The sequence below is a fragment of the Photobacterium damselae subsp. damselae genome (assembly GCF_038086725.1).
Lineage (GTDB): Bacteria > Pseudomonadota > Gammaproteobacteria > Enterobacterales > Vibrionaceae > Photobacterium > Photobacterium damselae.
The window spans coordinates 1,096,940-1,112,198 of the sequence record NZ_CP146971.1; the positions used below are offsets into that span (position 1 = coordinate 1,096,940).

The following is a 15,259-nucleotide window of genomic DNA, read 5'->3' on the forward strand; positions in this document are numbered from 1 at the left end:
TCGTGAATACCTGTGAAGTATTGCCTGATATTGATTTTGCAAACAGCTGTGAACGTTCCATTGTTCGTTATCGTAAAGGACAAGATGAGCATCGAGAATGGGATTTTATTATAGAAGAAATGCCTGTTGCCGTTGCTTTTAATGGGGTGGCCTACACGGTCATGATGTGTACACCTAATGACTTAGAGTATTTTGCTATTGGTTTTGCTCTATCTGAAGGGATTATTGATCACCATCGCGATATCCATGACATTGAAATCACCAAGCTGGAAAATGGTATCGATCTTAATGTGATTGTCGCTAATCGTTGCTTATTACGTTTAAAACAAAAACGCCGCTCTCTTGCCGGATTAACTGGGTGTGGAATTTGTGGAGAAGAGAAGCTCGATACCGTTTGTCGAGCATTGCTTCCTGTTACTTCCCACGCTGAATTTGATCTCTGCCATTTGGAGCCGGCGTTAGCCCAACTATTGGCTAAGCAGCAACTTAATCAGTTAACAGGATCTGCTCATGCTGCGGTGTATTTAACATCGGAGGGTTGCATTGAAGCAATTTTTGAAGATGTAGGTCGTCATATCGCTCTGGATAAATTAATTGGTTTTATTAACCAACATCAGTTATCGGGTGGGGCAGTGTTAGTTACTAGCCGAGCCAGTTTTGAAATGGTACAGAAAGTGGCATCAGCAGGTGTTGAGATCTTATTTGCGATCTCATCAGCAACCAAGATGGCAGTAGATTTAGCAGAGCGTTTAAATGTGACTCTAGTTGGGCATTGTCGTCATGGCCGTGCTGATGCTTATAGTCATAGTGAGCGAATCGTTGGCATGTTATAGGTGGTGATGACAAATGCACGAACTTTCTTTAAGTATCAATACGGTTGATGCCGTTGTGGCTCATGCTAAAGCCCAAGGATTTCACAAGGTAACACTGGTTGAGTTAGATATTGGCGCTTTGTCATGCATTGAGTCTCAGGCGTTAGCAACTGGATTTGAATTTGCTTGTCGAGAGACAATAGCAGAAGGGGCTAGGCTTAAAATTAATCATATTAAAGCCACGGCTTGGTGTTCCCATTGCAAAAAAAATATTGAGTTACAACAGCGAGATATGTGCTGTCCTTTGTGTGGTGGTTATCAATTAGCGATAGAAACTGGCGAAGAATTAAAAATTAAACAAATTGAGGTTGCGTAAATGTGCAGTGTTTGTGGCTGTGGAGATAGCCAAGTAGAAGGTCATACCCATCACCATCATCATGAGGATAAAACCTCAACACCAACCGTAATTGTTCATCACCATTATTACAACCAAGGGGATGTTCACTTACATATTTATGGTTCAAACGGTGATGTGAAATCATCTAATGCTGGACAGGGTCACCATCACAGTCATACTCATGACCATCATGACCATCATGACCATCATGACCATCATGACCATCATGACCATCATGACCACTATCCAGAGCAACTTGAATCGGGTGATCTTCATTATGGTAAGGGTGAGGCTCAAGTCCATGTCTCTGGTGTATCCCAGCGTCAACTATTGACTTTAGAGCAAGATATTCTGGGTAATAACAATCACCTTGCGACCCATAATCGTCAACATTTTTCTGAACACCAACAGTGTGTATTAAATCTGGTTTCAAGCCCAGGTTCAGGTAAAACGACACTCTTAACAGAAACGTTAACTCTACTTTCGAAACAGTGGCCTTGTGCGGTCATTGAAGGCGATCAACAAACAACCAATGATGCGGATCGTATTCGTGCGACTGGGGTTGCTGCTATTCAGGTGAATACGGGCAAAGGGTGTCATCTTGATGCACAAATGGTACATGATGCTTATCATCAATTAGCCAGTAATGAACGTGGTTTTATCTTTGTTGAAAACGTAGGTAATTTAGTATGTCCTGCGAGTTTTGATTTGGGTGAAGATTGTAAAGTAGCCATTTTGTCTGTGACTGAAGGAGAAGATAAACCGCTTAAATACCCTAATATGTTTGCTGCGGCAAAGGTGATGGTCTTAAACAAAGTGGATCTTCTGCCTTACCTTGATTTTGATATTGATGCCTGTATTGCCAATGCTCGTCGAGTAAATCCTCAGATTCAGATCATTAAATTATCAGCAAAAACAGGTGAGGGTATGGAGGCTTGGCTTACGTGGCTCAATGAGCAATTAATGCAAAAATAATCTTACGGGGATAAGTACATAATCGTGACGAATAATTACATTAAAGCACATTAATGCGACTTACCTTTTTGCTTCTGTCATCTACACTGTGTTCAGTTAATAAAACAGTGTGTTTATTTTTTATTTGTGATTCCGTCATAAAAATAAGTAAGAGATGATGAAGAGTATGAAAGGTCTATTGATTGTTGTTGGTGTACTAAGTTCTTTGGTGTGTGGTAGTGCTATGGCTAAAGCAGGTCCGTACATCGGCGTTAATATTGGTAGCGGTGGTATGGATACTCCAGAGCTTGAAATTAACCAAACCAGTTCTTATGAACTAAGAGGTTTAGCTGGTGGTATTGATGCGGGTTACCTTTGGCAGACACAGCAATTAGAGTACGGTGTAGAACTTGGATTCGACACTTATGCCAAAAATAAGTACCGAATCGGTGACTCTTTTCACATGGATTATAAGGGCTATAATTTAGACCTTTTAGGTGTAGCGAAATATAATTTTTCTTCTCAATGGAATGTTTTTGGTAAGGCAGGCCTTGCATATGTGAACCAAAAGCTAACAGTTGATGGTCTTGGTCTGAGTGGCAAAAATAAGAACGAAATTAAACCTAAAGTTTCTTTGGGCTTTGGTTATGACTTTACACCAGAATTGGGTATGAATGCTGAATTTAGTCATGTATTTGCTGCGGATGCTAACAGCCTCAAATCAGATGGAACGAAAGTTGCCTCTGTAAATATGCTAACTCTGGGTATGCAATACCGATTTTAATTTATCTTTTTTACCCAAAAAGCTTTTCGTGACCCGCTAAATTAGCGGGTCTTTTTATTTTTATCAGGCCATGTTACCTATATTGTTTAGAATATTACTCTAACTCAAAATGTTCATCACATGTTGTTTGGCTTGGCTGATTACCTGAGTCATAAGCACAATGATCGGTTTCAAGAATTTGATACTCTTGACGGTATTGAGTTATGAGTTCGAAAAATTCTTCCTTAGTTACCTTACGTTCTCGATAGTAGCTGGCATAGGTTGGTGAGTTCATGAAAAAACCTTGAGCTGTTCTCACCCGAGTATCATTTGGTGGGAGGCTTGTCAGTTGATTTTGCATTAAACTGCCATCAGACATTCTAACTTGGTATAACACAGTATCATCACCAATAAGTGTCGTATGAGTATCCATCGTCATACCGAAGGCAATATATGGTCCAGCTAGGTTCCCGTCACAGTCACTAGCACTTTGATCTGCACTAAATATCTTTTCATTACCATTTATACCACAGACACCATTGCCAATAACTTGATTATCTGAGTCACATTCATCAACATTTTTAGGTGGATATAAGAAGACATTTCGTTGTTTGATACTATTGCCAATAACCTCTAAGTGTATAAATCCCATGTAATGATCATATTGATATGGCCAACTGTTTGATACTTGAGGGTTTCCATCTGCACCTAAGAGTGTATATTCACCAACCCACCATCCATCTTCTCTTTGCCATTGCTCAAAGTCGAGTAAATTAATATTCTCTAGGTCGCATTCAGGTTCTATAAATAACTCAGGTTCTGTATTACTTGATGGTGGAAGTTCTGCCGATGGGGTTTCTTCTGTTGGTGTATTTTGTTCCGGAGTATTGGATGTCGTAAATAAGTTATCGTTATCGTCATTACAACCAATTAGAAGTAATGAACAAAAGCCTATGCTCATTAAGCGCCAGTTCATTATGTTTCCTCATATCTGATTGATTTCATCTCCTGTAATTTTAATGGCGTAATGATTAGGTATGTTTCTTAAAGTTGAGACTCAAGAAGAACAACTGATCGGAAGATGTTTTCCCCAGTATGGAGGCTGCTGAGCTAGATGTTCAAACTGTGGATGTTCAGAAAAAGGGTCGCGTAAAACATGAAGTAGAGCTTCAATTTTCTCATAGTTGCCTCTTTCTGCATGGTCTATTGCTTGTTGAGCAAGGTAGTTGCGTAGAATAAATTTAGGGTTAGCCTGTTTCATCTGTTCCAGACGCTTAAGATCGGTTTGCTGAGTCAGTTCTTGCTTTATTCGCTTTTTATAGGTGGTTAACCAAGGGGCTAATGCCATCGGATCATCCACTATGTCTTCAAATTTTTGCATAGCTTCGGCTAACGCCTCATAAGGAATGGAGGATAGCGTTCTAAAAAATAGCGTATAATCAGCCTCTTGTTCAGCTAGAATAGTGAAAAGTCGGTTACCTAATTCACTATCACCATCATCATTTAATGTAAGCCCTAACTTACTTTTTATCCGCTGTGAATACTGTTGTTGTAAATGGACTTGGTAGTGTTCAAGTGCTGATTCAATATGGTTTTTATCGACAAAAGCAGAGAAAGCATAGCCTAATGCCGTTAGGTTCCACAATCCAATACCTGGCTGTTGATTAAAGGCGTATCGGCCTGAGTAATCTGAGTGATTACAGATAAAGTTAGGTATGTAATCGTCTAAAAATGCATAGGGGCCGTAATCAAAGGTTAACCCAAGAATTGACATGTTATCAGTGTTCATTACGCCATGAGCGAACCCTACAGCTTGCCATGCTGCAATCATTTCTGCTGTCGTTTCACAGATTCGATAAAATAACGCTTGGTAGGGATTTCCTTGCTGTTTTAGATCTAGGTAGTGGTGATCAATAACGTAATCCATTAATCGCTTTAGGGCTGGATACTGGCGAGTAAAAAAGAGATATTCAAAGTGACCGAAGCGAATATGGCTTTCTGCAACCCGAACTAAAGTTGCTCCATATTCTTGCTGCTCTCGATAGACGGGAGTTTCACTGCCTATAATCGCAAGAGCATGAGTAGTTGGAATGCCTAAACCAGACATTGCAGCACTGGCTAGATATTCTCGAATACTAGAACGAAGAACCGCACGACCATCGCCCATACGAGAATAGGGTGTTTTACCTGATCCTTTTAAGTGAAGATCCCATTTTTGCCCTCGATCTGTGACAACCTCCCCCAGTAGTACCCCTCTACCATCACCTAAATCGGGATTGTATTGACCAAATTGATGTCCTGTATATTTCATCGCAATGGGTTCAAACTGCATCAGTTGTTGATTACCACTGAATATGCGAACAAACGAGGGTGTCTGTAGCTCTTCTGGATTAAGCTCAAGTAAAGCTGCGACCTCAGGGTTGGCACTGACCAAGAATGCATTATCAAGACCTATTGGCGTAACAGCTTGGCCAAATACATCAGGAAGTTGACGGAAGGTATTATTAAATACTAATTGATCTAGGCGCTTCATAGTTATCTCGTTTGGTCTGTACTCATCTTTAAGATGGCTTAAGAACACTAAGAAAACAACCCTGAGAGAGTGGGGGTATTTAAGTTCGTTTACAAAAAAATCACAGTAAAATAGAGAGTTAGTGATTACAATTGGAAACGCTTATAACATTAATAGATGAGAATAATTACGTGATTTCAAACGGCCATAAAAGTAGTCTGATTGCGGTTTTAGGATGTTCGCTATTACTTAGTACAAGTGCATCTGCAGAGCCATTTACATCACAACAGCAAAAGGCTTTGGTTAATATCATAAAACAACAAGAAAAAGCATTAAATGGCACTATTGGCATGGCTGTTCTTGATACGGATTCAGGATCCGTTTGGAACTATAATGGTGAGATGCGTTTTCCAATGATGAGCACATTTAAAAGCTTAGCATGCGCAAAATTATTGGCAGACTCAGATAAAGATAAGTCAGTACTTACTCATCCGGTGGTAATTAAAAAGTCGGAGCTTGTAACGTATTCTCCCGTGACTGAAAAATGGGTTGGAAAGCGTTTTACACCTAAACAAGCGTGTGATGCGACCATGACCTTTAGCGATAATACTGCCGCAAACATCGTACTCCATGCCGTGGGTGGCCCGGAGCAGTTAACTGAGTTTTTACGCCGTCGCGTTGGGGATAGCACTACGCGGTTAGATAGAACAGAGCCGACCTTAAATGAAGCAAAACTCAATGATCCTCGTGATACGACAACGCCAATTGCCATCGCTGAAACCTTGAATAAGCTGATGCTAAGTGAGCATATTTTAACGAAACCATCTCAGCAGCAGTTAATTACCTGGATGGAAGGGAATCAGGTTGCTGCACCGTTATTACGTTCCGTTTTACCTAAGGGATGGAAGATTGCGGATCGCTCAGGTGCCGGTGGTTTTGGATCCCGAGGTATAACCGCAGTCGTTTGGCCAACGGAGCATGAGCCAATGGTTGTGAGTATTTATATTCAACAAAGTTCGGCATCAATGGATGAGAGAAATAAAGCAATTGCCACAATAGGTAAGCAAGTGTTTACTTACTTTTAACGAGAACCTGTAATTAAAAGTAGTTAGTCAACCTATTAAAATCTAGCGGTATACCCAAGTGACTTCACATTCTTCAATCACTTGGGTCCTTCTTAATTTATCTCTATAGAGATGCAACTGTATTTTGAGTTAATATTCTTTCAATGTATACTTGATTATATATCGGAATAATTAAACTTAAACCTCTATGAAATTACTGTCTCGTATCAAACCTGTTGAGATACGAGGAGATCTGCGTTTATCTATCAAACTTACCGCAGCGGTTATGACTCTGCTGGCGATCTCTTCTCTACTGCTTGGGCGCTATACCATTTCGTTTCATGATCTTGTTGCTGCTTTGCAAACCGCGCTTGGACATCCAGATCTGGAATCCAACCATTATGAAGTGATAAAAGCGGTTGTGTTTCATGCTCGATTACCTAGAGTTATCACTGCATTAGTTGTTGGTGCAGGCTTAGCCATCGCTGGTAGTGCTTTTCAAGCCGTTTTTCGAAATCCTCTCGTCTCCCCTGGATTATTAGGTGTTCTCAATGGGTGTGCATTTGGGGCTGCGCTAGGATTGGTGTTACAGGCGGGACTCTATGGTGTGCCATTGTTAGCTTGTTTATTTGGTTGTTTAGCCGTTGCGATCGGAGTCTTGATTGCTAAGCGTATTGGGGGCGATTCTATTCTTCTTTTGATTTTAGGTGGCATTATCAGCAATGCGTTGTTTGCCGGCCTATTGTCATTAGTAAAATATATGGCAGATCCTGAAAATCAGCTCCCGGGTATTATCTATTGGTTACTAGGTAGTTTAAGCTCCGTATCTTTACCTTTGCTTGAAGTGACATTGCCTATTATGGTTATTGCAATGGCTCTGCTGCTGGTTTTAGGTCGAGTATTAGATGCTATGTCGCTGGGAGATGATGAAGCATTGAGTCTTGGGATCCCCGTATCAACAATGCGTTATGGTGTTATCTTTTTGGCAACGATTATTTCTGCGATTACTGTTTGTATTGCTGGTGTCGTCGGTTGGGTTGGCCTGCTAATCCCTCATCTTACTCGTTTGATCTGGGGGGCCAGCCATCGCTTTGTTCTACCTTTAAGCGCGTTGCTTGGCGCTATCTTTTTATTAATTGCTGATGATTTAGCGAGAATGTTGACAAGCAGTGAGATCCCTCTTGGTGTTGTCACTGAATTACTGGGTGCGGTGATATTCTTCTTTCTACTCACTCGAACTTGGCAAGCGAGATAAGACAATGTTATTTAACTGCCAACACCTATCTTATTCTATTGATGAACGTCATATTTTACGTAATGTTTCCTTGCAACTAAGAGCTGGCGAATCGGTAGCATTATTAGGGACAAATGGCGCAGGGAAAAGTACCTTACTTAAATTGATGCTTGGAATACTCACGCCTCAATCAGGGAAAATTGAACTGCATAATAAGCCTCTTAATCAATGGCGTCGAAGAGATATCGCCAAACATATCGCTTACGTACCGCAGCAACATTCTCCTCACTTTCCCTATACTGTAGAGCAAGTTATCGAACAAGGTTGTTTGCCTCAAGCTGGATTATTTCGCGTTATAACCACAGAGCAAAAGCAATTAATAGAGCAAGCAATGATACAGATGGATGTAATGTCATTACGCGCTCGTAATTATACCCAACTATCTGGTGGTGAGCGGCAACGAACGTTACTGGCTCGTGCTCTGGTCCAACAAACACCTATTATCCTCCTTGATGAGCCAACAAACGGTTTGGACTATGGTAGTCAACTTCGTTTATTAATGTTGTTAAAGGAGATTGCTCATTCAGGGCGAACCATTTTAACCATTACTCATAATCCAGAGCATGCCTTAATGTTTTCTGACCGGGTCATTGCTCTTCATCAGGGAGAAATTATTGCTGATGGCCGTCCACATCAGGTTATAGATACGCAGCTTATTCATCAATTATATGGTCTATCCGTCAATCAGTTAGATTTCACTGAAGGGCGTTTTTTTACTCCTTTTTATAGCCAAAATAATAATACTAAGGATTTTTTATGAAGCTAAAGGCGACAGTCGCATTGGTTTGCTCATTGATTTCGGCATCTGCAATGGCAACCTCAACAACACGAACGGTTATTGATGGTACGGGGGCAAAAGTTGTGTTGCCAAATCATCCTATTGAACGCGTTGCAGATGCTTGGTATTCACACACAACAGAGCTTATGGCATTGGGTGAAGGCGATAAAATTGTTGCAACGATTAATCATCCTGAAAGTCGTCCTTGGATGTTTAAAATTCAACCATCACTTAATCATGCTCTTTTGGGCCAAGGGAAGATCTTTAATATTGAATCGCTACTTAATCGTGATGTTCAACTTGCTTTTGTGATGACTGGAAACCCTCAACGTATCGCAATGGAAAGTGTTAATATTCCAGTGGTTCAAGTGCATTTCACTACATTAGAAGGTTTGCAGAAAACCATGTTGATTACCGCCAAAGCAATGGGCAGTGAAAAAGCAATGGTAAGAGCGAAAGAATACAATCAATATTTGCAGCATCAACTTAAACGCATTAAGAAAAAAACAGAAAAATTAACCGAGCAACAGCGGCCAAAAGTTTTGCATATTTCATCTTTAAATCCGTTAAAAGTCGATGGACAGGGAACCTTAATTTCTGATTGGATTTCTATTGCTGGTGGTCGTAACGTGGCTGAGGTAAAAGGGACAATGCAACCTGTATCTGCTGAGCAAATCCTAGCTTGGCAACCCGATATTGTGATTTTGCAAGGTGATGCGGGAGACATTAAACAGAGTCCTGAAGCTTCTTTGCTTGAACAATTAAAAGCGGTTAAAGATGGACATGTTTTACGAAATCCTTTGGGTGTCTTTACTTGGGATCGCTATGGTCCTGAAAGTGCGTTACAAATTCAGTGGGCGGCGAAAGCATTGCATCCTGAATTATTTAAACATGACGATTTAACAAAAATCACTCAAGAGTTTTATCAGCACTTCTTTGATTATTCATTAACACCAGAGCAAGCTTCTCGAATCTTACAGGCATTACTACCACGTTCTTAATGCTGGATATTGAAGAGTATGCTTATCAATGATTAAAACAGAGTTATTGCTTAATTGTTTGAAAAGGCATCATTTTACTTTTACCTCTAGTATTTGGTAAGAAAGAAGCATACTCTTTTGCGTATATCTCTTTTATAGGAATATTTCACAATGACTAACTTCCAATATTACTTCCACAAACTACCTTGTTATAACTGTAAGAAAACCAAAGTAGACACAGATCTTGGTTGGTTAACTGCTGGTATGAAAGATGAGATCCTAGAGCAAGTTAAGGTTCTTATGAATGAAGGTAATATCGAGCCTGATTTCTCTGTAAAAGTAACATGTACTGAAGATGAAGCTCGTGATTACTTGCTACTTAATTACTACGGTTACTCTGATGATGAATTAAAACACGGTCATATTGAGTCGGAAGATGCTGATGAAGTTGCTGATGAAGTTTCTGAGCATATGACTGCTGAAGGCGTGGCGGTATTTGACCATGAGATTGCACTTCAAAGCTGCACAGATTGTGGCGTACTAGACGATTAAGACTTCTAATTAGGTACAATTCAATGCTGTGGTCTCTTGCTGAGCATATCTCAGAGAAAGCATTGCAGGAGGGGGCTCTGTTCCCCCTTACTGATAATGATACTTTGGTTGAGCAAGATGGTATTACGTATGTCGGTAATATCATCACGGGTAATATGAAGAAAAAATATTCACCTGACGTTGCTAATCACGATCCATTTTTGCCGCCTTATAATCCTGAAACCTATTTAGGAAGTATGGGCCGCGAACATGTTTGCCTACTCAATAAATTTCCCATCATTGTTCCTCACCTACTTGTTTGTGCTAAACAGTATGTACCTCAAACTTCACCGCTGACAGAAAGTGATTTCTCCGCTTGGATTAAGGCTTTTACTCGTGACGATGTTTTAGGATTTTTTAATTCAGGACATATAGCAGGTTCTAGTCAAATGCATCGGCATATGCAGTTGGTTCGAACTCATATTCCATTAGAATCTCGAATTGTGAATAAGCAATTGCCATTTAAGCATGCTTTATTTCAGTTTGATAAACTTGATCCGGACTTTTTGTTTCAATGCTATCAAAGCGCAATGGTTGAGTTAGATCTTTATGCACTAAATCATTCAAACGAGTATCAAGAGTGTAATCCTTATAATATATTGCTGACTCAACACTGGATGCTTGTAATCCCTCGTAGTAAAAATCAGGTAGAAGATATTTCAGGGCATGGTATCAATTTTAGTGGGCGATTTTTAGTTGGATCAGATGAACAATTATCCTGGCTCAAAGAGTATGGTTTTATTCATTTTCTAACCGAATGCTGTCAAAATGGCTCTTTAAATAATGATTGATATGCTAGTTATCTAGGTTGGGTTATACACTGCCACCAGATATGATGGCAGTGTTACTTTTTTGGATCTTGAATCACTTATAGAGTTCTGATTACTACATTTTGAAATCATTTTGGTATATCAATCTTCATACAAAAATATTTCGTTTTGTGCATCTACGTAATTAGCTGGATCACTTGGATTATTCGTTGTCGTGCACCCTGCAAGAATAAGTGCGGTTAAAATAAAAAGGAATTTTTTCATTAGCTGTCTCCAATTTTCATGATGAACTTCTTATTAAAGTGTTAATGAATAATAGGCGAGTGCCAAATTTATTTTAATATTTATCCTGTCTTAAAATTTCGTTTTAATTAGATGTCTTTCAAATTCTTTCTTTTTTATATGTTTGAAAAATAACGGTTTTTGCATTTATTCTTTTTTGAGTGTTTTCTCTATTAAATAAAAAACATTTTGAATTTATATTTTCATGTTTCTTTTTATATTCAATTTTTCGAATTAAAAAATAGAAAGATGCCCAAGTAATAACAAAGTAACTTGGGCTATTTATTATTTTAAGTGCGGTTGTAAATGTTTAGCCATAAATTTAGCTATGATAGGTTGAGCATTTGCGGTGGGATGTAATCCATCTTTCATCATTAAGTTATCTTGTTCAATGATCTCGACTAAGAAGAATGGCAGCAAAGGGATCTGATGTTTTTGACTCAGATCCGGATAGATCTGGCGGAACATTTGGTTGTAGCGTTTGCCGTAGTTAGGTGGGATCTCTATCTGCATTAGGAGTGGTTTTGCATCATGTTGCTGAATTTTTTCAATCATCTGAGACAAATTCGTCTTTAAAATTGAAGGGGCAAACCCTCTTAAACCATCATTGGCTCCGAGTTCGATTAACACCCAGTTAGGTTGATACTGCTGTAGAAGGGCGGGTAATCGAGTTAGACCATTCCCACTTGTATCTCCTGAAATACTGGCATTAATTACTGTGGTTGGCTGTTGCTGTTGTTCTAATATAGAAGGAAGAAGCGCGGGCCAACTTTGTTCGGGTTTCATTTGATAGCCAGCACTTAAACTATCACCTATAACAAGCAGTGTCTGGCTATAGCTTAAGGTTGAGCTTATTAATAAAAAGAATAGAGAAAGGATTCGTATCATGTCTGTATCTTCCGTGATAAAAGCGCATGCAATAACAAAAAGAGTAATAACGACATCATCGTCTATGACCATTTTGCAGGATATTTCGCTTGAGGTCGAGCAAGGTGAGTCAATTGCATTGGTGGGAGTGTCAGGGGCTGGTAAGTCAACATTGATGACACTGCTTGCCGGATTGGATCTTCCATCAAGTGGCACTGTTGAGCTATTAGGGCACAATTTAACTGAATTAAACGATGAACAGCGTGCTGCTTTACGCAGTAAGAGTGTAGGGTTTGTTTTCCAAAGCTTTCTATTATTGCCGACATTGACAGCATTTGAGAATGTGACGTTGCCTTGCTTAATTCAAGATATCCCCGTAGATATTGAGCGCGCAAAACAGTTATTAGCGCAAGTTGGGCTAGATAAGAGAAGTGATCACTTACCCTCTCAACTCTCTGGTGGCGAACAGCAACGAGTTGCTCTGGCCCGTGCCTTTATGAGTCAGCCGAAAATTTTATTTGCAGATGAACCAACAGGTAACCTGGACCAGCATACGGCAGCTAAGGTTATTGAATTATTGTTTGAGTTAAATCGTAGCAGTGGAACAACGTTAATATTAGTGACTCATGATAATCAATTAGCCCATCGCTGCGATAGAGTGCTTACACTTGATAACGGGAAGCTGAAGGAGACGTTATGAATAAATCCATGGTCTCTTCAAGTAACGTTTTCTTTCTCTTACGATGGAGTTTACGAGAGATTCGTCAAGGGCAGCTTTGGCTCGTAACTTTAGCGCTTAGCTTAATTATTGCTTGTGTGTTTGCGCTGTCGGCTTTGGTTGCTCGGATTGAAGGAATTATTACAGAGCAAGGTCGTTCAGCTTTGACGGCGGATCTTGTTTTAGTGTCAGCAAATCCAATTGATGATTCGATAATTAAACTTGCTCATAATTATCAGTTAATCACAGCGCAACAGACTCGCTTTGGTACGATGGCATTTAGTGATTCAACCATGCAACTAGTCAGTGTTAAAGCGGTTAGTGATAACTTTCCATTGAAAGGCAATTTAACACTTGGAGCGTCAGCAGATACAACTCAATACCATCATGTAGCGCCCCATCAATTGTGGTTATCGGAACGCTTATTCTCTTTACTCAATGTAAACGTGGGGGATTCATTAGATATTGGTGATACAACATTAACAATCTCTGGACGTATTGTTGAAGATCCTGAATTATCCTTTAATCCGTTTAGTCAAATGCCTTCAGTATTAATAAGTCACAGTGATATTGAGGCTACAGGCGCGATCCAACCCGGTGGTAGAATCAGTTATCGTTGGTACTTTTCAGGAACTCAAGCAAACTTGGATCAGTTTAGATCGCAAGTCTCTTTAACAGCAAGCCAACGGTGGCAAACAGAAAGAGAGGCGGGGAGAAGTGGTGATTTTATAACGCGCGCTGAGCAGTATTTGTCGCTGACTTTGGTGCTGGTGATCTTAATGGCTGCGGCAACTTTAGTTCTCACTTGCCAATATTACTGTTCAAGTCGAAAAGCTTCGGTGGCCATGATGAAAAGCCTTGGTGCTCAAAAAGCTTTTTTATGGCGTTGGCTTCTGATCCAGGTCGCTTTGCTATTTGTTTTAGCTGCCTGTATTGGTTTATCCGTGGGGATTGCATTGGAATGGCTATTGCGCTATCCACTGCAATCGTTACTGCCCCATTCTATCCCTACAATCGGGTGGCAACCTGCCATATTAAGTTTAGTCGTTGCTTTTTGTATTTCTCTTCCTACGCTGGGAATTCATTTAATCCGATTGGTTAATATAAAAGCGAGTGCTGCGATAGACGGCAATGAAACTCAAACGATTCAATCTTATCGATTCACAGCCTCTTGGTTATTATTTTTAGTACCTGTTATCACGGCTATTGCTTGGATTAATACCAATATATTTGTTTGGTTAACCCTACTTGGACTGCTCTTACTATTGGGGTTACTTGCGTTATTTGGAATGGTTGCTCTACATATGATGGGAAGAGTCCGACTGAATTCTTCTTATCAATTGGCCGTAAGACGCATCAATCGCAGCAAAGTAAAGGCGGCAACTCAATTAGCTGCATTGACGAGTTCTCTGATGTTAGTTGCTGTTATTGCACTATTGCGTCAAGAATTACTGAGTGATTGGCAGCAGACGTTGCCAGAAAATGCGCCTAATGTTTTTGCGGTTAATATTGCACCATCTCAGCAGCAACAATATTTACAAGATCTCGATCAATTGGGTTTAGAACGCTCATCTGGCTATCCTGTGGTGAGAGGACGGTTAACCGCAATTAATGATCATTTTTTCGGAAAAGAAGAACCCGATAAAGGTAATGCTGCACAATCGTCTGCTAACGATGATGAAGCACTAAATCGTGAACTCAATTTTACTTGGACCCAAGTATTGCCTGCTCATAATCAGCTAATACAAGGTGAATGGGGGAATCGAGAAGATGGTGTCTCTGTTGAATCAGGAATTGCGAAACGTTTAGGAATCCAGTTAGGTGATCACCTCACGTTTAGTGTAGGTAGTTTTCCTTTTACTGCTGTTGTGACCAGTATTCGAGATGTTGAATGGCGCAATATGAAGCCAAATTTTTACTTTATTTTTTCTCCTGAACTTTTGGCCAGTTATCCAGCTGCTTGGCTTGTCAGTTTTCGTATCGAATCGGATCAAAATCAGCAACTTAACCAGCTTGCGGAAAAGTATCCAACGGTGAGTTTGCTGGATTTACGGTTGATGGCAAATAGAATTCAAGGCTTACTCTCTCAAGTAAGTTGGTCTTTGTCTGTACTTGCCGGGTTAGGTGTTGTGAGCGGTTTAATGCTAATTATGACACTGCTACGTTTAAGTCTTTCTGAACGTCAACTAGAGGTTCAGTTGTATCGAACTTTGGGTGCAAGCCGAAAGCGAATATCAGATACGCTTTGGTATGAGTTTGGCACAATAGCTTTATTGGGTGGGGGGATAGCTGCGGGCTGTAGTGAGTTTGTCGTTGGTATTCTTTTAATTTATGGTTTTGAATTACCATTTTACCCTCATGTTAGTATTTGGTTTATCCTACCTCTTTTTGCTTTGCTTCTTGTTTATTGCGTCACTCGAAGCCAAATAAAGCAACTGTTAAAACCATTAAAATAGCTACTGTTTCAGCCCTGTGTA

Annotated in this window: 15 protein-coding genes; 12 read left to right on the forward strand and 3 right to left on the reverse strand. The window is 40.0% G+C overall.

Features of this window, described 5'->3' with window-relative positions:
• Positions 1-2: 2 nt before the first annotated feature.
• The 4 genes from fdhD (at position 3) to WAX86_RS19545 (ending at position 2,947) form a co-directional block, all read left to right on the forward strand.
• Entirely contained in the window at positions 3-833 is an 831-nt protein-coding gene (gene fdhD, locus WAX86_RS19530; protein WP_065171123.1) for a formate dehydrogenase accessory sulfurtransferase FdhD, read from the forward strand.
• Positions 834-846: 13 nt separating this feature from the next.
• Entirely contained in the window at positions 847-1,188 is a 342-nt protein-coding gene (hypA, locus tag WAX86_RS19535; RefSeq protein WP_044177834.1) for a hydrogenase maturation nickel metallochaperone HypA, read from the forward strand.
• The gene (gene hypB, locus WAX86_RS19540) at positions 1,189-2,184 is read left to right on the forward strand and encodes a hydrogenase nickel incorporation protein HypB (RefSeq protein WP_341489546.1); all 996 of its coding nucleotides are present in this window, start codon (positions 1,189-1,191) and stop codon (positions 2,182-2,184) included.
• A gap of 154 nt (positions 2,185-2,338) precedes the next feature.
• Positions 2,339-2,947 carry an outer membrane protein gene (locus tag WAX86_RS19545; RefSeq protein ID WP_081282946.1) on the forward strand — a complete coding sequence of 203 codons (609 nt, stop codon included), beginning with the start codon at positions 2,339-2,341 and terminating at the stop codon, positions 2,945-2,947.
• 94 nt (positions 2,948-3,041) lie between these two features.
• On the opposite strand, the gene WAX86_RS19550 is transcribed toward WAX86_RS19545, so the two are convergent.
• On the reverse strand, positions 3,042-3,902 hold the full coding sequence (locus WAX86_RS19550; RefSeq protein ID WP_065171120.1) for a hypothetical protein: 861 nt from the start codon (positions 3,900-3,902) through the stop codon (positions 3,042-3,044).
• A gap of 81 nt (positions 3,903-3,983) precedes the next feature.
• Positions 3,984-5,459 (reverse strand): protein adenylyltransferase SelO family protein, encoded by a 1,476-nt coding sequence (locus WAX86_RS19555; RefSeq protein WP_341489547.1) that lies wholly within the window; start codon positions 5,457-5,459, stop codon positions 3,984-3,986.
• A 197-nt stretch (positions 5,460-5,656) separates the two neighbouring features.
• Here WAX86_RS19555 and bla point away from each other — a divergent pair, with 197 nt between their 5' ends.
• The 6 genes from bla to WAX86_RS19585 all read left to right on the forward strand — a co-directional run bounded on the left by bla (position 5,657) and on the right by WAX86_RS19585 (position 10,936).
• On the forward strand, positions 5,657-6,523 hold the full coding sequence (bla, locus tag WAX86_RS19560; protein WP_107200372.1) for a class A beta-lactamase: 867 nt from the start codon (positions 5,657-5,659) through the stop codon (positions 6,521-6,523).
• Positions 6,524-6,710: 187 nt separating this feature from the next.
• Complete coding sequence (locus tag WAX86_RS19565; protein WP_341489548.1) at positions 6,711-7,757, forward strand: iron ABC transporter permease; 1,047 nt, start codon at positions 6,711-6,713, stop codon at positions 7,755-7,757.
• Positions 7,758-7,761: 4 nt separating this feature from the next.
• The gene (locus tag WAX86_RS19570; protein ID WP_068968881.1) at positions 7,762-8,556 is read left to right on the forward strand and encodes an ABC transporter ATP-binding protein; all 795 of its coding nucleotides are present in this window, start codon (positions 7,762-7,764) and stop codon (positions 8,554-8,556) included.
• The gene (locus WAX86_RS19575; protein ID WP_341489549.1) at positions 8,553-9,575 is read left to right on the forward strand and encodes an ABC transporter substrate-binding protein; all 1,023 of its coding nucleotides are present in this window, start codon (positions 8,553-8,555) and stop codon (positions 9,573-9,575) included. Before WAX86_RS19570 ends, WAX86_RS19575 begins: the two co-directional genes overlap by 4 nt.
• A gap of 150 nt (positions 9,576-9,725) precedes the next feature.
• Positions 9,726-10,106, forward strand: a complete 381-nt coding sequence (locus WAX86_RS19580; protein WP_044179523.1) for a hypothetical protein — start codon at positions 9,726-9,728, stop codon at positions 10,104-10,106.
• Positions 10,107-10,129: 23 nt separating this feature from the next.
• Positions 10,130-10,936: a phosphorylase gene (locus WAX86_RS19585; protein WP_237033800.1), complete on the forward strand. Its 807-nt coding sequence runs from the start codon at positions 10,130-10,132 to the stop codon at positions 10,934-10,936.
• A 546-nt stretch (positions 10,937-11,482) separates the two neighbouring features.
• On the opposite strand, the gene WAX86_RS19590 is transcribed toward WAX86_RS19585, so the two are convergent.
• Positions 11,483-12,085, reverse strand: coding sequence for an arylesterase (locus WAX86_RS19590; protein ID WP_341489550.1), 603 nt, complete (start codon positions 12,083-12,085; stop codon positions 11,483-11,485).
• On the opposite strand from WAX86_RS19590, the gene WAX86_RS19595 reads away from it, so the two are divergent.
• Positions 12,084-12,764 (forward strand): ABC transporter ATP-binding protein, encoded by a 681-nt coding sequence (locus WAX86_RS19595; protein WP_005303967.1) that lies wholly within the window; start codon positions 12,084-12,086, stop codon positions 12,762-12,764. The two genes, WAX86_RS19590 and WAX86_RS19595, sit on opposite strands and share 2 nt — an antisense overlap.
• Positions 12,761-15,238 carry an FtsX-like permease family protein gene (locus WAX86_RS19600; RefSeq protein WP_341489551.1) on the forward strand — a complete coding sequence of 826 codons (2,478 nt, stop codon included), beginning with the start codon at positions 12,761-12,763 and terminating at the stop codon, positions 15,236-15,238. The genes WAX86_RS19595 and WAX86_RS19600 overlap by 4 nt, the downstream gene beginning before the upstream one ends.
• Positions 15,239-15,259 lie beyond the last annotated feature (21 nt).